Here is a 21264-nt window from a genome sequence, read left to right on the forward strand (position 1 = left end):
GATCCCTGCGAAGATCATGCCTTTCTGCGACGTTCACCGGCCGGCCTTCAGGACGTCACCGACCGGCGTTAGGGTGGCCCGATGAAGATCACGTATCGTCGAGCGCGCGCCGCAGCCCTTGCCGCAGCCCTGCTGGTGTCGTCCGTTGCGGTGACCGCCGCCCCCGCGTCCGCGGACTACCGCCCCGCGGACTCCCGCCCCGCGGCCGCTACCGTGGCGGATATGCGATTCGCCACGTTCAACGCCTCGCTCAACCGCGGCACCGAGGGTGCGCTGGTGCGCGATCTGTCGGCACCGGGGAACGCGCAGGCGGATGCTGTCGCGGAGATCATCCAGCGCGCCGCTCCCGACGTGCTGCTGATCAATGAGTTCGACTACGACGCCGAGGGTGCGGCGTTGCGTCTCTTCCACGACAACTACCTTGCGGTTCCGCATGGCGACGCGCCGGCGGCGTCCTACCCCTATCGCTACACCGCGCCGGTGAACACCGGTGTGCCGAGCGGGTTCGATCTCAACAACAACGGAAGCGTGTCCGGCGGCGACGACGCCTGGGGGTTCGGCTTGTTCCCCGGACAGTACGGGATGGCCGTCTACTCGAAGTTCCCGATCGATGAGGACGCGATCCGCACCTTCCAGAACTTCCGCTGGGCCGACATGCCCGGCGCGCTCCTGCCTGACGATCCGAGCACCCCGGAACCGGCTGACTGGTACTCGCCGGAGGAGCTCGCCGAGTTCCCGCTCTCGAGCAAGTCGCACTGGGATGTGCCGATCCAGGTGTCGAAGAACAAGACCGTCCACTTCCTCGTCTCGCACCCCACGCCGCCCACCTTCGATGGCGACGAGGACCGCAACGGCACGCGCAACCACGACGAGATCCGGTTCTGGGCCGATTACATCTCGGGCGGCAAGACCGGTGGGTACATCGTCGACGATGCGGGCCGTGCCGGTGCTCTGAAGGGCGGCTCTCTGTTCGTCATCGCCGGCGACCAGAACGCCGACCCGAACGATGGCGACTCGACCGCGGGCGCGATCGATCAGTTGCTGACGCACCCCAGGGTGAACACCGGATCGGTGCCGACCAGCGAGGGCGGCGCGGAGGCGGCGGAGCTGCAGGGCGGGGTCAATCTCGAACACCTCGGTCGTTCCGCGGAGGACACCGCCGACTTCTCCGAGCCCCCGGGCAACTTGCGCGTCGACTACGTGCTGCCGAGCCGACAGATCAAGATCGTCGATTCCGGCGTGTTCTGGCCGACCGCGGCCGATCCGCTCTCCCGTCTCACGGGCACCTACCCGTTCCCGTCGAGCGACCACCGACTCGTGTGGGTGGATGCCGACGTTCCCGGTGCGAAGTCCGGGCGCTGACGCGCGGAGCGACTCAGCTCTTGCCGGCTGCCTCGGCGACGGCATCCCGCCACTTGGTGACGAAAACGCCCACATCCGTGAGCTCCTGCTCCGAGATGCTGTGGGTGAGGCCGGGATACACACGTCCGGAAAGTTCGGAGTGTTCGGGCAGCCACTGGGCGGTGTGGTCGACGAGGAACGCCGGGATGACGTCGTCGTGCGAGCCGCGCCCCCAGAAGACCGGCGGACGCCGCTCGCGCAGCGCTTCGTCATGGGGGAGATCGCCTGGCGCGACGTAGCCGCTGAGTGCGACCACCGCGCCGAAGCGCTCTGGCGCGAGGCGGAGTGCCTGCAGAGACACGGCGGCGCCCTGAGAGAACCCGAGGAGCGCGATATCGGATGTCGGGGCATGGGCGTCGAGCCAGGTGAGAAGCGATTCGGCCGCCGCCGACACGGCTGTGTAGTCGCGCCCGTTGAGACCCTCGATCGGATACCAGGATCGCCCGGGCATCGGCCGGGGCGGGGCCAGGGGAGCGGCGACGGATGCCACGGCGATCCCGTCGGGGAGGTAGGGAACCAGGCCGAAGAGATCGTTCTCATCGGCACCGTAGCCGTGCAGGAGCACGAGCAGCGGCATCCCTTCCCGCTTGTTGGGCGCCCACAGGGTCGCCGCGGCGTCGATGACGAGGGAAGAACTCATGCATCCATCCTGCCAGCGATGTCGGACGGCCCATCGGATGGGCGCTGCCGTATGCGGATGCCGATGCGGCTGATAGAAATGAGTCATGTCCGTGCGCACCCCTGACCCCGACCCCGAACCGAATGACGGTCTCGGCGGTTTCGGCGACGGCTCAACCGGCGGGAACCCGGGCTGGCTGACCGACGTCGAGCTCGAGGAGGCGCGTCGCCGGCTTCCCATGCTCTACGTCGAGGCCATCCCGGTGCGCACCGACGGGTCAGGGCAGGTGACCGAGATCGGCATCCTGCTGCGGTCCACCCCGATGGGGGAGATGACCAGGACGATCGTGTCCGGCCGGGTCCGCTTCGGCGAGACCATCCGCGATGCGCTGTTCCGGCACGTCGAGAATGACCTCGGGCCGATGGCGTTCCCGTTGCTGCCGCCGCAGCCGCTCCCGTTCACGGTGGCCGAGTACTTCCCGATCCCCGGGGTCAGCGCGTACCACGACGACCGGCAGCACGCCGTGTCACTGGCGTTCGTCGTGCCGGTCACCGGCACCTGCGAGCCGCGTCAGGACGCGCTCGAGGTCACCTGGTTCCCGCCGGAGGCTGCTGCGTCCGACGCGGTTTCGGCCGAGATGGAGGGCGGCCGAGGCACTTTGATCCGCCTGGCGCTCGCGAACCTCGGGCTGCTCCGCTAGCGAGCGCCGTCCGCGTGTTCAGTCGCGCAGGCGCGCCGCCAGCGCATCGAGCCGGACGCTGTCGACACCGGCAGCGCGAAGGTATGCCCGGACATCCAGTTCCGCGATCCAGTCGCGAAGCACCGCGACACGATCGGCGATCCGCTCCTCGATCTCGTCGTCGCTGAACATCGGCTCGACGTATCCGCCCTGCCCGGGGAGCGGCGCCGCTGGAAGGTCCCGCGCATGGCGCCGGCTCGCCTCGCGGAAGGCGGCGGCGTAGTCATCGGCGATCGCCTCAGGCTCGGCGCCGGTCAGCGCGAGCAGCATCGCCGAGATCATGCCGGTGCGGTCGCGTCCGCCCGCGCAGTGCACGAGCACAGCGCCCTGCGCATCGGCGATGGCGGTGAAGACGGCGGCAGCCTTCTCCGGATACATCTGCAGGTTGTCGGCATACGAGCGAGGGTGATCGAGCCACGGGCCGCAGACCCGCATGAACTCCGCGTCGTCCGGGTCCTCGGTCGGCGCGTGCACGATGTCGACGCCGGCGGAATGGTCGTCTGAGACCTGCGGATCCGTCTCCCGCCGTTTCCGCTCCGGCTCGTTGCGCAGATCGATCACTGTCGAGACACCGGCACCGCGGAGCGCGGTCCAGCCGGCGTCGGTCAGCGTCTCCGGGCGCCCCGAGCGGTAGACGCGACGCGCAGCCGTCATGCCGCCGTCCGCCAGCGGAAGGCCGCCGAGGTCGCGCAGGTTGAACGCGCCCGCCCAGTCGGTCATCAGCGGGTGAGGCGCGCGAGCTCGGCGACGAAGGCGTCGACGTCTGACTCCTCCGTGTCGAATCCGCACATCCAGCGCACCTCGTTGCGCGCGGCATCCCAGTCGTAGAACCGGATCGATTCGCGCAGCGCATCGGCGATGCCGTCGGGCAGCGTCGCGAAGACGCCGTTCGACTGCGTCGGCTGGGTGAACGCGACGCCGTTGATCGCCCCGTCCGCGATCCTCGCCTCGATCGCGCCGCGCAGACGCTGCGCCATCGCGTTGGCGTGGCGGGCGTTGCGCAGCCACAGGTCGCCCTCGAGCAGAGCGATCAGCTGGGCCGACACGAAGCGCATCTTGGAGGACAGCTGCATGTTGAACTTGCGCGAATAGATGAGACCGTCGGATGCTTCGGGGTTCAGCACCACGATCGCCTCGCCGAGCATGGCGCCGTTCTTGGTGCCGCCGAAGCTGAGCACATCGACGCCGACGTCGCTCGTGAAGGCACGAAGCGGCAGGTCGAGAGCGGCGGCGGCGTTGGAGAGCCGGGCGCCGTCGAGGTGCAGCTTCATGCCGCGCTCGTGCGCATGATCGGCGATGGCACGGATCTCGTCGGCGGTGTACAGGGTCCCGAGTTCCGTCGACTGCGTGATCGAGACCACGAGCGGCTGCGCACGGTGCTCATCGCCCCAGCCCCAGGCCTCGCGGTCGATGAGCTCGGGGGTGAGCTTGCCGTCGTCGGCGGGGACGGTGAGCAGCTTGAATCCGCCGATGCGCTCGGGCGCTCCGCCTTCGTCGACGTTGATGTGCGCGGTGGATGCCGCGATCACGGCGCCCCAGCGCGGGAGCATCGACTGCAGCCCGGTCACATTCGCGCCGGTGCCGTTGAACACCGGGAAGGCCTCCACGCCTTCGCCGAAGTGCTGCTGGAACACCTCCTGCAGGCGGGCCGTGTAGAAATCCTCTCCGTAGGCGACCTGGTGGCCGCCGTTCGCCGCCGCGATGGCCGCGAGGACCTCGGGGTGGATGCCGGAGTAGTTGTCACTGGCGAAGCCCCGGATCGCGGGGTCATGCTGGATGCTCACTGCACAAGCCTATTGCCCGGGCGGGTCCGCCCGGCTCACGGCGCGAGCGCTCGAGGGAGAGCACGAACTTCGCAGAACCGCAGCAGCTTCGCAGGAATGCTGCGATTTCCTGCGAAGTCAGTGACGTTCTGCGAGAGGGGGCGACCACGACAGAGACGAGGGGCACTACCGGATGTCGGAGCCTCGATCTACGCTCGAACCTGTGACCGATACCGCAGATTCCGCGGGCACGACCCGCGAAGCCGCAGGCCCCTCAGCACCGGGTGACCCGCGCACGCATGCGTTCGCCAATGTCCTCGTGAACACCCTCATCGCCAATGTGACGACGAGCTTCCTGTGGTTCGCCCTCACCTTCTGGGTGTACATCGAGACCCAGTCGGTACTGGCCACCGGCATCATCGGCGGCGCGTACATGCTGTTCGTCGCCTTCTTCGCGATGCTGTTCGGCACGATCGTCGATCGACACCGCAAGCACACCGTGATGGTGATCTCCAGTGTCATCTCAGCCGGTGCCTTCCTCATCGCCGGCGTGCTCTACCTCTGGCAACCCGAGTCGGCTCTGCTCGACCTCACCGGTCCCTGGTTCTGGTTGTTCTCGGGGGTCATCCTGTTCGGCGGCGTGATCGAACAGCTGCGCAACATCGCGCTGTCCACGACCGTGACCCTGCTGATCCCCGAAGAGAAGCGGGCGAACGCCAACGGCCTGGTCGGCACCGTTCAGGGCATCGCCTTCATGGTGACGAGCGTGTTCTCCGGGCTCTCCATCGGCTTCCTCGGCATGGGGTGGACTCTCGCGATCGCAATCGGCGCGATGGCGCTGACCTTCGCGCACCTGTTGTTCGTGCGCATCCCCGAGGGGGCTCCTGAACCTGATCCGAACGCATCGAGCGCACTCGACTTCCGCGGCAGCGTCCAGGCGATCCGGCTCGCGCCCGGCCTGTTCGCGCTCATCATCTTCTCCACGTTCAACAACCTCATCGGTGGCGTCTACATGGCCCTGATGGACCCGTATGGACTCACACTGTTCTCCCCGCAGATCTGGGGCATCGTCCTGGGCGTCTCGTCGACGGGCTTCATCATCGGCGGCGCGATGGTGGCGAAGTTCGGTCTCGGCAAGCGGCCGATGCGCACGATGCTGCTCGTCGTCATCGCGATGGGGCTCCTCGGCGCGGTGTTCATGATCCGCGAGTGGTGGTGGCTGTTCGCGCTCGGAATGCTCGTCTACATGGCCCTGATCCCGCCCGTCGAGGCCGCGGAACAGACGGTGATCCAGAAGGTCGTGCCGTTCCAGCGCCAGGGTCGGGTGTTTGGAGTTGCCGCCGCGATGGAGGCGGGGGCGGCCCCGATCACGGCTTTCCTGATCGCTCCGATCGCCGAGTTCCTGATCATCCCCTACATGAAGACACCAGCCGGTCAGCGGCAGTGGGCATGGCTGCTCGGCGAGGGCGAGGCCCGCGGGATCGCGCTCATCTGCCTCTTCGCCGGTCTCATCATGGTCGTCGCCGCGACGCTCGCGTTCTTCACCCGTTCGTATCGCAAGCTGACCGATCTGTACGCGCACGCGCCCGAGCAGGACATCGACGCCGGCGAGTCAGACGCCGCCGAGGCGACGGATACCGCAGATGCAGATGCAGATGCAGGTGCAGAGCGGGCGGATCGCGAGCGCCTGTTCGATGCGCCGCCGCCCGTCCGTGGTCAGGCGCCGGACTACCGGGGTCCTCGAAGCTGAGGTCGCTCAGGCATCGAGGTCGATGATCCGGTCGTTGAGTTCGGTGGCGTCGTCGTCCCACAGCCCTGCGATCGCGTGCGCCAGAGACTCTGAATCGAGCGCCTTGGCGCGGAACACGACGGATGCCGCGCGCAGCGGCTCTCCGGCATCCCTTGCCGTCTTGGCGAAGCCCTGCGCGACGGCGCGCGTCCACGCTTCGCTCGCGGCCTTCACCGCGGCGTAGTTCGCGCCGCCGGCCAGCGGGCGAGCGACGGCGGTCGATGAAACGATCGCGAAGCGACCGGCCTCCGCTGCGCGAAGCGCTGCGTCGAAAGCGCGGCTGGTCGCACGAACCGCCTCCAGCGCGGGCAGCAGCGCCAGGAAGTCTTCGTCGGACTGTCCGGCGAGTCCGCCGCCGCCGCGCCAGCCGCCGACCAACGGCACGAGGGCATCGACGGTGCCGAGGCGCTCTGCCAGCGCCGTCATGTCGGACAGCGAAGTCGCATCAGCGATCTCGACCTGCGCGCCTGCCGCATGCAGCGGCTCCAGGCGTGCGGCCGAACGGCCGGTGGCCACCGCGTGCGCCCCGGCAGCGATCAGGGCGCGGGCAACGGCGAGACCCGAGTCGCTTGTCGCGCCAGCCAGCACGATGGTGCGTCCGGATACGCCTGCAGCATCCGATGCGTTCATGAGTTCACTTTCGTGGATCGATGCGACTTCGGCGGCCGATCCCTGAGGATGTGGCCGCCGAAGTCGTTCAGGCTGGTGCGTCGACGTGAAGTCTTCTCAGTCGTCGGTGCCGCGGATGCCGACGGTCGATTCGATGACCGGCTTCATCTTCTTGTCGAGGGCCTCGAAGAACATCGACAGCGGGAACTCGTCATCCAGCACGGCGTCGGTGAAGCCCTTCGGTGCGCCCATCAGGACCTCGTCCGACAGGCCACGAGCCCACGCGGATGCCGGGTGGGGGGTGAGCACGCTGCGCACCAGGTCGTACGCGGCGAGCCAGTGCGACGTCTTCGGGCGGTCGATCGAGCGCCAGTAGAGTTCGTCGATCGCGTCACCGAGGGCGACGACGGCATCCGGCACGCCGTCCCAGTCGAACGCGAGTTGCGTGTCGGTCCAGTGCAGCACGCCGCGCTGGTGCAGCCAGGCGAACAGGAGCTGGCCGCCGAGGCCGTCGTAGTTGCGCACCCGCGAACCGGTGATCGAGAACCGGAAGATCCGGTCGAAGATGACGGCGTACTGCGCGAGGGGAGCGTGCTCGAGCATCTCCTGCTCGGCTGCCGTGAGCTCCTCGCCGTTCGAAACGCGCGCCGACAGCGAGCGCTGGATCTTCACCGACTCGCGGAACGCGGTCAGGTCGCACCGCAGCTCCTCGAGCGAGTAGAGGAAGAACGGCATGCGCTGCTTGATCATGAAAGGGTCGAACGGCAGATCTCCGCGCATGTGCGTGCGGTCGTGGATGATGTCCCACATCACGAAGGCCCGCTCAGTGAGCGCCTGATCGTCGAGCATCGCTGCGGCGGCGGCCGGCATCTCCAGCTTCGTGATCTCCGCCGCTGCGCGGGTCACGCGGCGGTACCGGGCGGCCTCGCGGTCCTGGAAGATCGCGCCCCACGTGAAGGTCGGGATCTCGCGCATCGCGACGGTCTCCGGGAACAGCACTGCCGAGTTCGTGTCGTAGCCGGGCGTGAAGTCGACCAGGCGCAGCGAGAGGAACAGCTTGTTGCCGTAGTCGCCGGCTTCGAGCTCCGCGATGAAGTCCGGCCAGATCGCCTCCACGATGAGCGCCTCGACGAGGCGGTCGCTGGAGCCGTTCTGCGTGTACATCGGGAACACGACCAGGTGGCGGATCCCGTCGACGCGGTGCAGCTGCGGCTGGAAGGCCACGAGCGAGTCGTAGAAGTCCGGTACGCCGAAGCCGTCGGCAGCCCAGCGGTCGAAGTCGACGATGGATGCGGTCAGGTAGTCGGCGTCGTGCGGGAAAACGGGCGCGAGTGCGCGGATGCCGGCCGTGATCGCGGCGACGAGCTCGCGTGCTGCGGCGTGGTGCGTGGCATCCGGAATCGAGCCGTCCTTGGTCTGCAGCTCGCGGATCGCGATCGCCGCGTCCTTGAGCTGGATCCAGGCGGCGGATGCTTCGACGAGGGAAGCGTCCTCGACGACCTCGGGTTCGCCGACGAAAGCGTTGCTGTGGGTGGTGGTGAGGGACATCGGGACCTCCGATCGCTGAATGCAGGAAATATTCCGGCGATTGCCGGTAACTACAGTTATTATTCCATGCATGGATGATCCTGTCGACCACGCCATCCTCGCTGCCATCTCCCTCGACGGGCGTGCCACGCTGTCGCAACTGTCGGATGCCGTCGGGCTCTCGGTGTCGGCCGTGCAGTCGCGCCTGCGCCGCCTCGAGACCCGCGGTGTCATCGCCGGTTACCGGGCGATCCTCGATCCGGAAGCGGTCGGAACACCGCTGTCGGCGTTCATCGAGATCACGCCCCTCGATCCCGCTCAGCCGGACAATGCCCCGGAGCTTCTCGAGCACCTCACCGCGATCGAAGCGTGCCATTCGATCGCCGGCGACGCCAGCTACATGCTCTTCGTGCGGGTCGCCTCGCCGCGGGCGCTGGAGGAGCTCGTCCGTGACATCCGCCTCTCCGCGAACGTCAGCACTCGCACGACGGTCGTCCTGCAGACCTATTACGAGCACCGGCCCCTCGTCACGGCCGAAACGCCGTAGGGGTCACAGCACGGCGCCGACCATCGCCTCCCCGAGAGGGGTGCGCAGGTGCAGCATCCTGGCGCCGTCGCGTTCGCTTCCGATGAGCCCCGCCTCGCGGAGCACGGTGAGGTGATGGGATGCCGTGGATACCGCGATGCTCGTGTCCTCGGCGACCTGAGAGGTCGTGCGTGCGGTTCCGGCGCTCATCAGGATGCCGGCGCGAGCGGGGCCGAGCAAAGCGCTGAGCGATGCCGCGACCTCGACCTGATCACGCGCCCACCCGGCGGTGACACCGCGTGCCGGATAGAACAGCGTCGGCTGCGCCGGCGGCTCGGTCAGCACCATGCATCCCCACGATGACATCACCGACGGCACGAGAACGAGCCCGCTGCCCTGGCAGTCGACCTGCTCGCTGTGTCTGCGCAGCGAGACGCGTACGGCACCGTCGCCCCAGCTGACCTTGGGGTGCAGGTCGTTCGCCATCCCTGAAAGCCCGTTCGTGGCGATGGTGCGCGCCCGCACGGCGATGTCTGCGCGCAGCAGTCGTTCGAGCTGCGGCCACACCGGTGCCAGCGCGGCATCCCAGACTTCCGACCAGGCGTCGGCGATCATGCTCCTCGCTCGCGCGGGGTGCTCCTGCATGCCACGCAGCGCCTGCTGTCTGGAGCCCGAGGAACGCTTCACCATCTTGCCGAAGTCGACCCTCATCGGCTCGAGCGCTGTCTCGCGGAGCGCGGCGAGTTCGGCGTCGGGTGTCATGTCCCAGCGAGGAGTCGCAGTCAGGAAGTCCGGCAGGTAGCCGTCGTCGCCGATGACGGCCACGAGCAGACCGAAGCTGTCCCGGGGGAGGCGGTCGCGTACCGCGCGCAACCAGCCCCATTGCAAGGGGTGCTGCTCGGGTCGCAGCAGGATGCGCACGGCATGCGCCAGCTCGTGTCCGGGGGAGATGCCGAATCGGACGGCCTGGATGTCGCCGGGGCTCAGCTGGAACTCGACGCGGTGGTCTGGATGCTCGACCCCTTCGATCGGGCTCTTGTTTCGATCCACATCGAAACTCTAGGCCGACATTCTCACGCTGTCGAGACTGGGCTTATGAACAGCACATCACTTCCTCACGGGGTCGTCGCCGGAGCTGACATCCGGATAGGCGCGGGCCGAAGCCGCAAGTTCGTCGGCGATGAGCACGGCGCCGACGTCTCGTACTTCTACGTGGAGAATCAGCCGGGCGAGGGGCCGGGTCTGCACTGGCATCCGTATTCTGAGACCTGGGTCGTCCTTGAGGGCACCGCCCGGGTCACCATCGGCGAGGAGACATTCGACGCCGAGGTCGGCGACACGGCAACGGGTCCGGCGTACGTGCCCCACTGCTTCACCAATGTCGGAGATGGGCTGCTGCGCATCATCGGCATCCACGCATCAGCCACCATCATCCAGACGTTCCTCGACGAGGACTGAGAAACAGGAGAACCAGATGTCGTTCCAGGCATACCTCGACAACATCGAGACCAAGACCGGCCTCACCCCGCGGCAGTTCATCGAACTCGCCACCGAGAAGGGATTCGACGCGAGCACCAAGGCCACGCCCATCATCGCGTGGCTGAAAGAGGAGTACGCGCTCGGCCAGGGCCATGCCATGGCACTCGTGCACGTGATCACGAAGGGGCCGTATATCGGCGACAAGCACGTCGGAAGAAGCGGCCCGCACGGCGACAAGTCCGACTCGCTCTGGCTCGACGGCAAAGACAGCAACCCGAACCCCTGATCCCGCACACCGGAGGAGCGCGAAACATGGCAGTACGCATCGACCTGAACATCTCACTCGACGGATTCGCGTCGACGACCGACCAGACGCCGGAGAACCCTTTCGGCGACGACTGGGGGCGCCTGGTCGCCGCCTATGTCTCGACCAGGACGATGCGCGAGCGCGTCCTCGGCGATGCGTCGGGCGCCGGCACGACGGGCGTCGACGAGAAGTACGCGAGCGGATACTTCGAGGGCGTCGGCGCCGAGATCATGGGAGCAGGGATGTTCGGGCTGCAGGCGAACCCCGATGATCCGGATTGGCGCGGATGGTGGGGCGACGAGCCGCCGTTCCATGCGCCGGTCTTCGTGCTCACGCACACGCCCCGCCCCGCGATCGAAATGCTCGGCGGTACGACTTTCCATTTCCTCGACGCGACTCCTGAGGAGGCGCTCGCCCGCGCGACCGAGGCCGCGGGTGGCAAGGACGTGCGGATCGGCGGCGGCGTCGAGGTCGCGCGCTCGTTCATCGCGGCACGTCTCGTCGACCGTATCCATCTCGCGGTGGTGCCGATCGTGCTCGGGCGTGGACAGCGCATCTGGGACGATCTGCGCGGTCTCGAGAACGACTACGACATCAGCAGCGAGGTCGCCGAGAGCGGCGTCACGCATGTGACCTTCACCCGGCGCTGACCGCGGCGCACGCCGGGTCGACGCGTTTCGTCAGCCCGGGGTCGCTCAACGACCGGAAAGGATGCTGCCAGTAGGATTCCCTGCGTGGCAGCATCCTCCCAGCGTAAGAAGAGCACGAGCCCGAAGCGCACGCCGAACCGCACCAGCGGCAACCCGGCGCGGCGCCCTGTCGTGGAGGCCGGACCGGTCACCGTCCGCGACTGGATAGGGGCTGCCCGTCTGCGCACCCTGCCGCTCGCCGTGGCCCCGGTCCTGATCGGAACGGGGGCTGCCCGCAGCACCGGGCCGGAGTTCCACTGGGTCATCGCGCTCGCCTGCCTCGCGGTCGCGGTGCTGCTGCAGATCGGCGTCAACTTCGCGAACGACTACAGCGACGGCATCCGTGGCACCGACGCGCAGCGCGTGGGTCCTGCCCGGCTCACCGCATCAGGACGCGTGCCGGCGAAGCGCGTGCTCGCCGTCGGCCTCGTCTTCTTCGCCCTCGCCGCAATCGCGGGGCTCGCGATCGTGATCCGCACCGGGCAGTGGTGGATGCTGGCTGTCGGCGCCGTGTGCATCGCCGCGGCGTGGTTCTACACCGGTGGCAAGCGCCCCTACGGTTACTACGGCCTCGGTGAGGTCTTCGTCTTCGTGTTCTTCGGTCTTGTCGCAACCCTCGGCACGACCTGGGTGCAGATCTTCGACCTGCCGCAGCAGGCGTGGGTGGGAGCGATCGCCGCCGGCCTCTTCGCGTGCGCCGTGCTGCTCGCCAACAACCTCCGCGACATCGACCAGGACCGCGCGGTCGGCAAGCGCACGCTGAGCGTGCTCATCGGCCGCCGAGCGACCCAGGTGCTGTACACGGTGTTCGTGCTGGTGCCGTTCGGGCTCTCCAGCTTCCTCGCGCTGCTGTTCCCGATCGCCTGGCTAGCTCTGCTGGCTCTCCTCGCCGCGCTTCCGGCGATCGCCATCGTCTGGTCCTACCGCAAGGCGCAGGAGCTGGTCATCGCTCTCGGACTGACGTCGCTGGCGGCGCTCCTCTACGCGGGCGTACTGTTCTGGGCCTTCGTAGGCTGACCCGTTCGGCGCCCTTCGAGCGTCGACCAGGGGCAGGGGGTGCAGATGGTCGCCTCATCCCCTTCAACGCGACAATGTGCGTCCCCTCGTGCCGAGGCGCAGCTGCGAGGGGGTCGCAGATGGCCGCTTTCCAGTGGTCGACCCGACAATGTGCGCCCCCTCCCCAGGGGAGGTTCGTCGCTACTGAAGTGTGATCAGGTGCGGTCGGCTGCTTCGTCTTCGGCATCCTCGTCGCGCTGACGGTCGGCCGCGCGTGCGCTTCGACGCTCGTGCAGTTCCGCCGAGGCGCCCGACAGGGGCGCACGCAGGAAGAGCAGCGAGATGCTGGTGCCGATGAGGGCGGCGAAGATCGCTGCGAGCCACCAGAATTCGCGGAAGATCGGGAAGAAGAACCACAGGATCGCGAGCGGCACGAGGAACGCGAGCAACCGCAACACGGTGTAGACGAGGAGGGGTGGCAACTTCACCTGACCAGTGTACGTTCGCGTTTCTATGCGTCGAATCCGAGCCGTGAGAAGGGAATGCCGCGCACCACGCGACGCCACGGATGCTCGCCGAGCGACCACAGCAGCCGGGCCTCCAGATCGAGTGCGAGATCTTCGCAGCCGACCGGCAGCGCAACGCTGTCGCGTTTCAGCGAATCGCGGCCTCCGCTCCACAGGACGCCCGCTCGCATCCCGTCGGACTGCGAGACGAGGTAGCGGTCGCCCCAGCGCACGGCGCCCTGCATGCTCGGGATGCCGGGGGAGAACTGATCCAGGCGATCGAACCGCCCGTCCGGATCTTCCGGAATGGAGAACTCGCCGATCCGTCCGTTCTCGTCGCCGCGATACTCGCCGATGAGAACGCGGCGCAGTGGCTCGCCTGCATCATCGAACACCCGACCGAGGTAGGAGCACCGCAATGGCACTGGATGCACGCGGGAACGCACCGCGACGAGTGCGCCCGCCCGCCGGCCCCGTCCCCGCGCGCCGGCCAGTCGCCGCGCGAGCGGACCGCGCACGCGGCGGAGGTCGGAGAGATCGAACTCCCATATGCCCTGCCCGGTGGCGGCGACGAACAGCCGATCGCCGAACCAGGCGAGCCCGCCGGCATGGATCTGCGCGGGAAGCAGCTCGCCATCGGCGTCTTCGATGGCGAGCGCGACGTCGAGGTGACGCGAGCGCTCCAGATCCACGAATGCGATACGGGATGCGAGGTGCTGGCGCATCCGATCCTGCCGGAACCAGCTGACGGCCAGTGTGCGCCGCCCTTCCCAGATGCCGAGATCGATGCCCTGGGGATACCACTTCGTCGTCCAGGAGCGCGCGGTCAGCCACCGCAGATCGACGGTGCCGCGCAGCTTTTGCCGCATCGGACGCCAGGTCGATCCGAAGGGCCAGAGCATGCTCCCATCGTCGCTGATCCGCATTCGGATTGCACATTGCGACGAGGGAGCATGCCGGCGCTCAGCTGCTGCGACGGATGGACCGCACGCCGACGATCAGCCCCACCACGGCCACCGCGATCGCTGACACCGCACCCCACAGCACGGTGCTGCTGCCGAGATCACCCGCGAACAGCGCCCTTTCGGCCTGCACGATCCAGTTCACCGGGTTCACCGATGCGACCGCGCGCATCCATGCCGGGCCGTCATCGAGCGGCATGAGCATGCCAGAGAGGATCAGCAGCGGGAAGATCAGCGACTGCTGCACGCCCCAGAAGAGCCATTCGCGATCTTTCGTGGCCAGCGCCAGCGAGTACGACAACGAGCCGAGACCGACGCCGAACACCGCGAGAAGTGCGAGCCCGATGAGGAGTCCGCCGACATGGATGGCGAACCCGAACGGCCAGGCGATGAGCACGATCACGAGCGCCTGGATGACGATCGGAGCGATCTCCTTCAGGGCGCGCCCGACCAGGAGAGAGGACCGCGCGAGGGGAGCGACCAACGTGCGCTCGTGCGAGCCGGTCATCATCTCGTACTGCAGGTTCGACCCGGTCGCGCCGGTGCCGAACAGCACGATCATCACGAGCACGCCAGGCACGAACCAGGCCAGCGTCTCGCCGGCGGGCTGCCCGGAGCTTCCGACGAGCAGCGGCCCGAAGAGGCCGAGGAACACCAGCGGCTGCAGCAGGCTGAAGATCAGCGTGAAGGGATCACGGACGACCGGCTTGAGCTCGCGGGCGAGCACATTGCGGGTGTCGCGTACGAGGTTCGGCCGGACGAGGGTTTCGTTCATGGTCATGACAGGACTCCGGTCTTCTCGGTTTCGGGAGCGGATGCTCCCGCGGATGATGCGGACGTGAGGTCGTCCGCTGTGGATGATTCGGATTCGGCTGCGCCTTCCCCGGCTTCGCGGAGTGTGCGTCCGGTGAGGGCGAGGAACACGTCGTCCAGGGTCGGGGGAACGCCGGTCGCGCTCCGCACGGTGATGCCGGCGGCGTGGAGCTCGCGGATCACGATCGGGAGCAGCTGATCACCGTCGGGCACCGCGAGCGAGAGGGAGGCCTCGTCGAGGGTGATGTCGGCGTTGCTGAGTCGTGCGACGATCGCCCGTGCGCGGGTCGCGTCTGCGGCATCCGCGAATCCGAAGGTGAGCACGTCGCCGGCGAGCGTCGCCTTGAGCGCGGTGGCGTCGTCGTCGGCGATGATGCGTCCCTTGTCCATGACCATCACCCGCTCCGCGTAGCGGTCTGCCTCCTCCAGGTAATGCGTGGTGAGGAACACCGTGGTGCCGTGCTGGGTGCGCAGGTCGAGGATGTGGTCCCAGAGGTTCGCCCTGCTCTGCGGGTCGAGACCCGTGGAGGGCTCATCGAGGAAGATGAGCGGCGGCGCGTGCATGAGACCGAGGGCGATGTCGAGCCGGCGCTTCTGTCCACCGCTGAGCTGCTGCACCGTACGTGTCGCGAAGCTGCCGAGATCGAGCGATTCGATCAGTTCGTCGGCTCGGCGGATGCTGTCGCGCCGCGACATCCCGTAGAACGCACCCTGGCTGAGCAGTTCGTCACGGACGCGCTGGGCGAAGCTGCCGCTGGTGAGCTGGCCGACGTACCCGATCCGAGCTCGTACGCCCGCGGCATCCGTGCGGATGTCGCGTCCGACGACCCGTGCCGTCCCCGAGGTGGGCGGGATGAGCGTGGTGAGCATCCGCAGGCTCGTGGATTTGCCGGCGCCGTTGGGCCCGAGGAACGCGACGAGCTCGCCGCGCGTCGCGGTGAAGGAGACGTCGGTGACAGCCTGCACCGAGGTCTTCTTGGCGGTGAAGACCTTGGTCAGGCCCTCTGTTTCGATGATCGGTTGATTCGTCATGGATCGACAGTAGAAAGCAACCAGGACAGATCCTGTCCGCAATGTCTGGCAATCTGTGAACATGTCCGACACCACCTCTCGCGCACTCGCACTGCTCAACCTGCTGCAGACGCACCGGCATTGGCCGGGGACCGAGCTGGCCGGACGCCTCGGTGTCACCGAACGCACAGTGCGCCGCGACGTCGACCGGCTCCGCGAACTCGGTTACCGCGTCGAATCGACGCCCGGCGCTGCCGGCGGGTATCGCCTGGAGGCGGGCAGCGCGGTGCCGCCGCTGCTGCTCACCGACGACGAGGCGGTGACGATGGCGATCGGCCTCCGCGTGGCGGCGACCCAGCAGCTCGTCGGCGGTGCCGAGGTCACGCTCACCGCGCTGGCGAAACTCGAGCAGGTGCTGCCGGCTGCACTCCGGCGTCGGGTGAACGCGCTCGCTGCGTCCGTGCAGCCGACGCGCATCGGCGACAGCCCGGTCGTCTCCCCGGAGGTCATCGGCGAGATCGCGCTTGCCGCCCGTGACAACGAGAGGCTGCGGCTGCGCTATGTCGACGCAGCCGGCGTCGAGAGCATCCGAAGGGTGGAACCGCAGGTGCTCGCGCCCGCCGGTCGCAAGTGGTATCTGCTCTGCTGGGATCTCGATCGCGACGACTGGCGTACCTTCCGTATCGACCGGATCGAGTCGGTCGAGCACACGCGAGCCCTGTTCGTACCGCGCGACATCAGCGAGAAGGAGATCGAGGAGCGCATCCTCGTCGCTTCGTCGTGGTCGCCGCAGAAAGTCGAAGTGGATGCCGTGATGGACCTGCCGCTCGCGAAGATGCAGGAATGGTTCGGTGTCTGGTCTCAGGGTGCGAGTGCCGAGGGGGAGACGCGGACCCGGTGGCCGGTCGGCGGCTCGGACTGGCGCGAAGCGATGTACGCACTGCTGTGGATCCCGGCGGGAGTGGAGTACGTCACCGATTTCCCCGAACCGGAGCGCGCCGAACTCCGCGAGGCACTGGAACGGATGCTGCGCGCGATCGACGCTCCGACACCCAGCGTCCGCGGCTGATCGTCGATGTCATCGACCGACTCATAGGGTTATCCCAGGCAACGATCCTGGCCAGGCAGGTCACGGCCAGGTAACGTCATTCCCATCGCGGCGATCCGGGCGGTCCCGGGCCTCAGTTCATACCTGATGGCGTGGCGGGTTCGACTCCCGCCGTCGCGTCCACTTCGCAGATCATGCAGGGGATGATGGTTCCATGCCTGCTTCTCATCGCCCCGGTCTGCGGATCTCGGCGGGGCTCACGATCCCCGAATCCGAGTTGTCGTGGCGATTCTCGCGCTCGTCGGGTCCCGGCGGACAGAGTGTGAACACCGCGGACTCGCGGGTGGAACTCGTCTGGGATGCGGCCGGTTCGACGGCCCTCTCGCCGATTCAGCGCGAGCGGCTGTTCGAGCGGCTCAGCGGTCGTCTCGTCGGCGGCGTGTTGACGATCGTCGCTTCCGAGCACCGGGCGCAGGTGCGAAACCGTGATGCCGCACGGGATCGGCTCGCCACGATCGTGGCCGAGGCGCTGCGCCCGCCGGCACCGCCGCGCCGACCGACCAAGCCGAGTCGAGGCTCGAAGGAGCGACGGCTGAAGGCGAAGCAGCAGCGGACCGACGTCAAGCAGTTGCGCCGGAGGCCGCGCGATACGTGATTCAGTCCTTCCCGCCCCGCACGAGTTCCAGCCCGGCGCCGGCGAACTGACGCAGCGTGGCATCCGGGAGGAATGCCCGGGTGAGCGCTCCGCCGATGCGCGTCAGATCGCTCTCGTCGCGGAACAGCAGGTACATCGTCTCGTACCGCGGATTGAACTTCTGCTTGAACTTGTGCAACGACCCGAACCCGTACACCGGCTCGAGAGACTCGGCGAGTTTGTCGCTGAGCGCCGCGATCATGCCGGCATCCGGTGGGTAGTCGTGGGCGAGCGGAGCCCCGGAGAGCGACATGATCTGCGCGCCCTCCTCGGAGAACAGCTTCGCCGAAGAGCCGATGAGGAACTCCATCACCGGGCCGAATCCGCCGTCTCGGCGTCGCATGAGGTCGAGCGTCCAGCCGTGCACCGATCCGTCGCTCCCGTAGACCGGAAGCCACGACAGGAATCCGTCGACATCGCCGTTCGGGGCGACAGCCAGTGCCAGCCGCACCTCCGGGTCTTCAGCCTCATCGAGGGTGCCCAGAGTGAATCGCATCTCCGGAAGGTCCTTGTCGCCGACCCATGCCTCCGAGATCGCACGCAGTTGCTGCCGCACGCCCCACGTCTCGTCCTTGAGGTGCGTCATCCGGAAGGTCATCTCCTCCCGCCCCGCGCGGTTGAGGGATGAGCGCACCGAGTTCCACTGCTTGCCGGTGAAGGCGAGACCGGGCAGGTCGACGATGGTGTCGTCGGCGACGACGATGCTGCGCCACGACGGCGGCACCGCAGCGCGGGTGTCGGCATCGGCGCTGAAGAAGCACGGCACAAGGCCGGCGTGCTCCGCCATGCGGATGAACTCCTCGACCGCCTGACCACGTGTTTCGGCGGGGCCGATGGGGTCGGCGAGCGCGAGCGCCACTCCGCCACGCCGTTGGTATGTCACGATGCCGTGCTCGGTGCGGGCGTAGCTGTTGCCCTCCCATGTCGACATCCAGGACAGCGTCCCGCCGCCGTGCGCGTGCAACGCCGCCTTCACCTCATCGATGTCGGGAGAGGGCTGCAATCCGAGGGTGGAGGACCGGCGCGCGCGGAACGCGCGACGCACCCAGATCAGGTAGACGAGCACCAGCAGCCACAGGAACCCGCTCCCGAGTGCGAGTTCGGTCTCGCCGTCGATCTGGGCCTCGATCCGCGCCTCGCTCGTGATGATGATCGCGGCCAGGATGAGTGCCGCCACGAGTACGTTGAAGACGCTGAGGATGATCGCCAGCACCCACGACCAGCGACGACCGCGGCGCAGGCCGTTTACGACCATGAGGATCACGACGGTGTCGATAGCCACGTCGATGAATCCGCCGGATGCCGGCTCGGTCGGACCGAAGGGTCCATCGGTGGGGACGAGGATCGTGATGATCTGCGTCACGCCGAGAACAAGCACCGCCATCACGGCGATGAGGCGCTGCTCGCGCACGGTGGTCCGCCGGATGCGGAGCGTCCTGTCGACGACGAGGATGAGCAGCACGGCGAGCAGGTGCTCGAGGTCGGCGATCGCTCCCCAGAACAGCATCGCGACGAACACGAAACCCAGCAGGATGAGCCAGCCGCGCACCCGCCACGGCGGGCGGAACAGCCCGATCGCGGCGGCGATGCACGCCATCGTGCCGCCGGAAGCACCGACATCGAGCGCGGTCGCCTGCGCCTGCGCCCACTCCCACTGCAGCTGTGAGAAGAGGAGCAGGAGCAGAGCCGTGGCGAGGATCGCGAAGAGCTGCCCGATCCAGTAGTACGCCAGGGCCACGCGGGAGCCGCGCCGGAACTCGAGGTAGGCCATGCCCCAGAAGCCCGCGATCGTGAAGAGATAGACCCACGGCTGGTTCACGAAGAAGGTGCCGGTGAGGGGAGTCCACCACCGGCCGTCGGTGAGATTCGGAAGCCCGTAGGCCACCGCGCCGAACAGGTCGTTGCGCTCGAACGGAATCCACAGACCCTGCCACACGATCCCGACGACGAGAATCAGCACGACCATGGTCAGCGTGGCCGGAATTCGCTTCAGGAAGAGCAGGATGCTGTTGGGTGTGCGGGTGCGAGGCTCGCTCATGCGTTCAGCGTAGCGATGCCGCTTCCGTGCCGGGCGTCGTTCGGCGCGGCGTGTAGTGGTTCCATGCCGAGCGGAAGCCGATCCCCCCGTAGGTGGCGAAGCCCACTCCGTCGAGCAGCCCGACACCGATCCCGACGGCCACCGCCCACTCGAACGCACCGCCGCCGGCGATGATCATCGACCCGGCGAAGAGGCCGATGACGCAGGCGTTGACGACGATGAGCAGCATGGCCGAGCTGCCGATGAGGATACTGGCGCCGCGGCGCCGCAGAAATGAATACGTCACCTTCATGCCGTCGAAGTCGTCGTACGTCGAGGCGAGGAAGACGTCGCGGACGGACGGGTCGAGGTCGACGTACGCACCGCGGAGTCTGTTCATCGCGACGACGTACATCATGTCCTCTTCGGACACGTTCATGACGCGGGTCTGAGTCATGAAACCGATGAGCGTGAGAAACCCCAGAATCGCGATCGACGCGCCCCCGAACCAGCCACGGAATTCCGATGCCTGGCCCAGGAGTCCGATCGTGACAAGACCGGCGGAGACGAGCGTGAGGAAGATCGTGATGCGAGTGAGCACCTCGCTCTGTGCGGTGCTACGCGCTGCCAGCAGGCCCCAATGCTCTGTCGCGAGTATCTGCGCGCGCCGGGCGAGGGCCGCATCCGTCTCGTTCGACCCGGGTGCGGCTTCCGTCTCCGTTTCCGGGAGGGGATCGCCGGCTGTCGGCGGCTGCTCCGGGAGTGAGCGTTCGCTCATATCGACATTGTGCACCCGGTGGGCTCCGGCCGATAGAGCGCAGCGGCGACCACTCATGACTCGCTGTGACGTCTGCTCGAGGCCGTTTCCCTGCCGTTCTTTTTCGGCCTGTAGCCTTATCGCCCGTATCACGCTGCCGCGACCCGTTCAGCGGCGCCCCCGATGAGTGAAGAGGTATCGCGATGGCGAAGACGACGAAGGCCGTGAAATCGGCGAACGCAGCCCTGGCAGCGGCGGCGGATGCCGCAAAGGACGCCAAGCGCCTGAGCAAGACCCTTCCCAAGAAGGATGCGAAGAAACTGCGCACCCTCGCCGACGAGGCGAAGGACGTCGCCAAGGCGCCGAAGAAGAAGGTGGAGCGCAAGCCCCGCAAGGTCGAGAAGAAGGCTGTCGCCGCCATCGGCCGCATCGAGAAGGCGTCGGACAAGATCGAGAGCAAGCTCGCTGCCGCCGCCGCAGCGGCGAAGAAGGATGCAGCGAAGAAGGCCGCCGCGAAAGCGGGCAAGGCGGCGAAGTCCGCCGAGAAGAGCGTCAAGCCTGACAAGGAAACCAAGGCAGCGAAGCCGGCGACCGCGTCAGCTCCGGCTCCGGTGACGTCGGAAGTCACGGCGGAGAAGGCGACGAAGCCCGTGGTCGCGACCAAGCCGGCGGCGAAGCCAGCGGCAGCGACGAAGCCGGCTGCGGCGACGAAGTCGGCTGCCGCGACCAAGCCGGCGACGAAGCCGGCTGCTGCGGCGAAGCCGGCGGCAGCAACGAAGCCTGCGTCAGCGACCAAGACGGCACCGGCCGCCAAGCCTGCTGCGAAGCCCACGACTAAGCCGACCGCCAAGCCGGCAGCAAAGCCCGCCGCCGCGCCCGCAACCCCCAAGGCATCCGCAGATCTCGCCGGCCTCACGGTCGCCGAGTTGCGTGCCAGGGCACGCGCCGCAGGGCGCACCGGCTACTCGAAGCTCACCAAGGCGCAGTTGCTCGCTCTGCTGTCCGCCTGATC

At 67.7% G+C, this 21264-nt stretch carries 23 protein-coding genes and 1 tRNA gene; 12 read left to right on the forward strand and 12 right to left on the reverse strand.

Annotation, left to right across the window (positions count from 1 at the left end):
- Window positions 1-81 precede the first annotated feature (81 nt).
- The gene (locus LTA6_RS10465; protein ID WP_341978215.1) at window positions 82-1362 is read left to right on the forward strand and encodes an endonuclease/exonuclease/phosphatase family protein; all 1281 of its coding nucleotides are present in this window, start codon (window positions 82-84) and stop codon (window positions 1360-1362) included.
- A 13-nt stretch (window positions 1363-1375) separates the two neighbouring features.
- Here the strand turns inward: LTA6_RS10465 and LTA6_RS10470 are convergent, their stop codons facing one another.
- Window positions 1376-2041 (reverse strand): alpha/beta hydrolase, encoded by a 666-nt coding sequence (locus tag LTA6_RS10470; RefSeq protein ID WP_407357790.1) that lies wholly within the window; start codon window positions 2039-2041, stop codon window positions 1376-1378.
- An 85-nt stretch (window positions 2042-2126) separates the two neighbouring features.
- Here LTA6_RS10470 and LTA6_RS10475 point away from each other — a divergent pair, with 85 nt between their 5' ends.
- On the forward strand, window positions 2127-2720 hold the full coding sequence (locus LTA6_RS10475; protein ID WP_341978217.1) for a DUF4916 domain-containing protein: 594 nt from the start codon (window positions 2127-2129) through the stop codon (window positions 2718-2720).
- A gap of 18 nt (window positions 2721-2738) precedes the next feature.
- Here LTA6_RS10475 and LTA6_RS10480 read toward each other — a convergent pair whose 3' ends face one another.
- Both LTA6_RS10480 and LTA6_RS10485 read right to left on the reverse strand, forming a co-directional pair.
- Window positions 2739-3479, reverse strand: coding sequence for a tyrosine-protein phosphatase (locus LTA6_RS10480; protein ID WP_407357791.1), 741 nt, complete (start codon window positions 3477-3479; stop codon window positions 2739-2741).
- Complete coding sequence (locus LTA6_RS10485; protein WP_407357792.1) at window positions 3479-4543, reverse strand: threonine aldolase family protein; 1065 nt, start codon at window positions 4541-4543, stop codon at window positions 3479-3481. Before LTA6_RS10485 ends, LTA6_RS10480 begins: the two co-directional genes overlap by 1 nt.
- 172 nt (window positions 4544-4715) lie before the next feature.
- On the opposite strand from LTA6_RS10485, the gene LTA6_RS10490 reads away from it, so the two are divergent.
- Window positions 4716-6272, forward strand: a complete 1557-nt coding sequence (locus LTA6_RS10490) for an MFS transporter (RefSeq protein ID WP_407357793.1) — start codon at window positions 4716-4718, stop codon at window positions 6270-6272.
- Between the two features lie 6 nt (window positions 6273-6278).
- Here LTA6_RS10490 and LTA6_RS10495 read toward each other — a convergent pair whose 3' ends face one another.
- Window positions 6279-6941 carry an SDR family NAD(P)-dependent oxidoreductase gene (locus LTA6_RS10495; protein WP_407357794.1) on the reverse strand — a complete coding sequence of 221 codons (663 nt, stop codon included), beginning with the start codon at window positions 6939-6941 and terminating at the stop codon, window positions 6279-6281.
- 96 nt (window positions 6942-7037) lie between these two features.
- Entirely contained in the window at window positions 7038-8468 is a 1431-nt protein-coding gene (locus LTA6_RS10500) for a DUF6421 family protein (protein ID WP_341978225.1), read from the reverse strand.
- 70 nt (window positions 8469-8538) lie between these two features.
- Here LTA6_RS10500 and LTA6_RS10505 point away from each other — a divergent pair, with 70 nt between their 5' ends.
- Window positions 8539-8994, forward strand: coding sequence for an Lrp/AsnC family transcriptional regulator (locus tag LTA6_RS10505; protein WP_341978227.1), 456 nt, complete (start codon window positions 8539-8541; stop codon window positions 8992-8994).
- A gap of 3 nt (window positions 8995-8997) precedes the next feature.
- Here LTA6_RS10505 and LTA6_RS10510 read toward each other — a convergent pair whose 3' ends face one another.
- Entirely contained in the window at window positions 8998-10023 is a 1026-nt protein-coding gene (locus tag LTA6_RS10510; RefSeq protein ID WP_407357795.1) for a DUF5937 family protein, read from the reverse strand.
- Window positions 10024-10068: 45 nt separating this feature from the next.
- On the opposite strand from LTA6_RS10510, the gene LTA6_RS10515 reads away from it, so the two are divergent.
- The 4 genes from LTA6_RS10515 to LTA6_RS10530 all read left to right on the forward strand — a co-directional run bounded on the left by LTA6_RS10515 (window position 10069) and on the right by LTA6_RS10530 (window position 12465).
- Complete coding sequence (locus LTA6_RS10515) at window positions 10069-10431, forward strand: cupin domain-containing protein (protein ID WP_407357796.1); 363 nt, start codon at window positions 10069-10071, stop codon at window positions 10429-10431.
- 16 nt (window positions 10432-10447) lie between these two features.
- Window positions 10448-10738, forward strand: coding sequence for a DUF4287 domain-containing protein (locus LTA6_RS10520; protein ID WP_407357797.1), 291 nt, complete (start codon window positions 10448-10450; stop codon window positions 10736-10738).
- A 26-nt stretch (window positions 10739-10764) separates the two neighbouring features.
- A complete protein-coding gene (locus tag LTA6_RS10525; RefSeq protein WP_341978236.1) occupies window positions 10765-11409 on the forward strand; it encodes a dihydrofolate reductase family protein in 645 nt (214 codons plus the stop codon).
- Between the two features lie 84 nt (window positions 11410-11493).
- Entirely contained in the window at window positions 11494-12465 is a 972-nt protein-coding gene (locus LTA6_RS10530; protein WP_407357798.1) for a 1,4-dihydroxy-2-naphthoate polyprenyltransferase, read from the forward strand.
- Window positions 12466-12659: 194 nt separating this feature from the next.
- Here LTA6_RS10530 and LTA6_RS10535 read toward each other — a convergent pair whose 3' ends face one another.
- The 4 genes from LTA6_RS10535 to LTA6_RS10550 form a co-directional block, all read right to left on the reverse strand.
- On the reverse strand, window positions 12660-12932 hold the full coding sequence (locus LTA6_RS10535; protein WP_363548573.1) for a DUF4229 domain-containing protein: 273 nt from the start codon (window positions 12930-12932) through the stop codon (window positions 12660-12662).
- A 23-nt stretch (window positions 12933-12955) separates the two neighbouring features.
- Entirely contained in the window at window positions 12956-13852 is an 897-nt protein-coding gene (locus LTA6_RS10540) for a hypothetical protein (protein WP_407357799.1), read from the reverse strand.
- Window positions 13853-13913: 61 nt separating this feature from the next.
- Window positions 13914-14693: an ABC transporter permease gene (locus tag LTA6_RS10545; RefSeq protein ID WP_407357800.1), complete on the reverse strand. Its 780-nt coding sequence runs from the start codon at window positions 14691-14693 to the stop codon at window positions 13914-13916.
- Window positions 14690-15757: an ABC transporter ATP-binding protein gene (locus tag LTA6_RS10550; RefSeq protein WP_407357801.1), complete on the reverse strand. Its 1068-nt coding sequence runs from the start codon at window positions 15755-15757 to the stop codon at window positions 14690-14692. The genes LTA6_RS10545 and LTA6_RS10550 overlap by 4 nt, the downstream gene beginning before the upstream one ends.
- A gap of 61 nt (window positions 15758-15818) precedes the next feature.
- Here LTA6_RS10550 and LTA6_RS10555 point away from each other — a divergent pair, with 61 nt between their 5' ends.
- The 3 genes from LTA6_RS10555 to arfB all read left to right on the forward strand — a co-directional run bounded on the left by LTA6_RS10555 (window position 15819) and on the right by arfB (window position 17439).
- The gene (locus LTA6_RS10555) at window positions 15819-16805 is read left to right on the forward strand and encodes a WYL domain-containing protein (protein ID WP_341978246.1); all 987 of its coding nucleotides are present in this window, start codon (window positions 15819-15821) and stop codon (window positions 16803-16805) included.
- 86 nt (window positions 16806-16891) lie between these two features.
- Window positions 16892-16967: transfer RNA gene (locus LTA6_RS10560), tRNA-Met, on the forward strand.
- 31 nt (window positions 16968-16998) lie between these two features.
- Window positions 16999-17439 carry an alternative ribosome rescue aminoacyl-tRNA hydrolase ArfB gene (arfB, locus tag LTA6_RS10565; protein ID WP_407357802.1) on the forward strand — a complete coding sequence of 147 codons (441 nt, stop codon included), beginning with the start codon at window positions 16999-17001 and terminating at the stop codon, window positions 17437-17439.
- A 1-nt stretch (window position 17440) separates the two neighbouring features.
- Here arfB and LTA6_RS10570 read toward each other — a convergent pair whose 3' ends face one another.
- Together LTA6_RS10570 and LTA6_RS10575 are read right to left on the reverse strand one after the other, a co-directional pair.
- Window positions 17441-19516, reverse strand: coding sequence for a bifunctional lysylphosphatidylglycerol flippase/synthetase MprF (locus LTA6_RS10570; protein ID WP_407357803.1), 2076 nt, complete (start codon window positions 19514-19516; stop codon window positions 17441-17443).
- Window positions 19517-19520: 4 nt separating this feature from the next.
- Window positions 19521-20273, reverse strand: a complete 753-nt coding sequence (locus tag LTA6_RS10575; RefSeq protein ID WP_407357804.1) for a hypothetical protein — start codon at window positions 20271-20273, stop codon at window positions 19521-19523.
- Between the two features lie 182 nt (window positions 20274-20455).
- Here LTA6_RS10575 and LTA6_RS10580 point away from each other — a divergent pair, with 182 nt between their 5' ends.
- Window positions 20456-21262 (forward strand): hypothetical protein, encoded by an 807-nt coding sequence (locus LTA6_RS10580; protein ID WP_407357805.1) that lies wholly within the window; start codon window positions 20456-20458, stop codon window positions 21260-21262.
- Window positions 21263-21264: the final 2 nt, after the last annotated feature.

This window comes from Microbacterium sp. LTA6 (genome assembly GCF_045690355.1).
GTDB lineage: Bacteria > Actinomycetota > Actinomycetes > Actinomycetales > Microbacteriaceae > Microbacterium.

Bases quoted from the DNA above. Each gene is read 5' to 3' on its own strand.
- LTA6_RS10465 (WP_341978215.1), top strand. From the start codon at position 82: ATGAAGATCACGTATCGTCGAGCGCGCGCCGCAGCCCTTGCCGCAGCC.
- LTA6_RS10470 (WP_407357790.1), bottom strand. From the start codon at position 2,041: ATGAGTTCTTCCCTCGTCATCGACGCCGCGGCGACCCTGTGGGCGCCC.
- LTA6_RS10475 (WP_341978217.1), top strand. From the start codon at position 2,127: ATGTCCGTGCGCACCCCTGACCCCGACCCCGAACCGAATGACGGTCTC.
- LTA6_RS10480 (WP_407357791.1), bottom strand. From the start codon at position 3,479: ATGACCGACTGGGCGGGCGCGTTCAACCTGCGCGACCTCGGCGGCCTT.
- LTA6_RS10490 (WP_407357793.1), top strand. From the start codon at position 4,716: ATGTCGGAGCCTCGATCTACGCTCGAACCTGTGACCGATACCGCAGAT.
- LTA6_RS10495 (WP_407357794.1), bottom strand. From the start codon at position 6,941: ATGAACGCATCGGATGCTGCAGGCGTATCCGGACGCACCATCGTGCTG.
- LTA6_RS10500 (WP_341978225.1), bottom strand. From the start codon at position 8,468: ATGTCCCTCACCACCACCCACAGCAACGCTTTCGTCGGCGAACCCGAG.
- LTA6_RS10505 (WP_341978227.1), top strand. From the start codon at position 8,539: ATGGATGATCCTGTCGACCACGCCATCCTCGCTGCCATCTCCCTCGAC.
- LTA6_RS10515 (WP_407357796.1), top strand. From the start codon at position 10,069: ATGAACAGCACATCACTTCCTCACGGGGTCGTCGCCGGAGCTGACATC.
- LTA6_RS10520 (WP_407357797.1), top strand. From the start codon at position 10,448: ATGTCGTTCCAGGCATACCTCGACAACATCGAGACCAAGACCGGCCTC.
- LTA6_RS10525 (WP_341978236.1), top strand. From the start codon at position 10,765: ATGGCAGTACGCATCGACCTGAACATCTCACTCGACGGATTCGCGTCG.
- LTA6_RS10540 (WP_407357799.1), bottom strand. From the start codon at position 13,852: ATGCTCTGGCCCTTCGGATCGACCTGGCGTCCGATGCGGCAAAAGCTG.
- LTA6_RS10545 (WP_407357800.1), bottom strand. From the start codon at position 14,693: ATGACCATGAACGAAACCCTCGTCCGGCCGAACCTCGTACGCGACACC.
- LTA6_RS10550 (WP_407357801.1), bottom strand. From the start codon at position 15,757: ATGACGAATCAACCGATCATCGAAACAGAGGGCCTGACCAAGGTCTTC.
- LTA6_RS10555 (WP_341978246.1), top strand. From the start codon at position 15,819: ATGTCCGACACCACCTCTCGCGCACTCGCACTGCTCAACCTGCTGCAG.
- arfB (WP_407357802.1), top strand. From the start codon at position 16,999: ATGCCTGCTTCTCATCGCCCCGGTCTGCGGATCTCGGCGGGGCTCACG.
- LTA6_RS10570 (WP_407357803.1), bottom strand. From the start codon at position 19,516: ATGAGCGAGCCTCGCACCCGCACACCCAACAGCATCCTGCTCTTCCTG.
- LTA6_RS10575 (WP_407357804.1), bottom strand. From the start codon at position 20,273: ATGAGCGAACGCTCACTCCCGGAGCAGCCGCCGACAGCCGGCGATCCC.
- LTA6_RS10580 (WP_407357805.1), top strand. From the start codon at position 20,456: ATGGCGAAGACGACGAAGGCCGTGAAATCGGCGAACGCAGCCCTGGCA.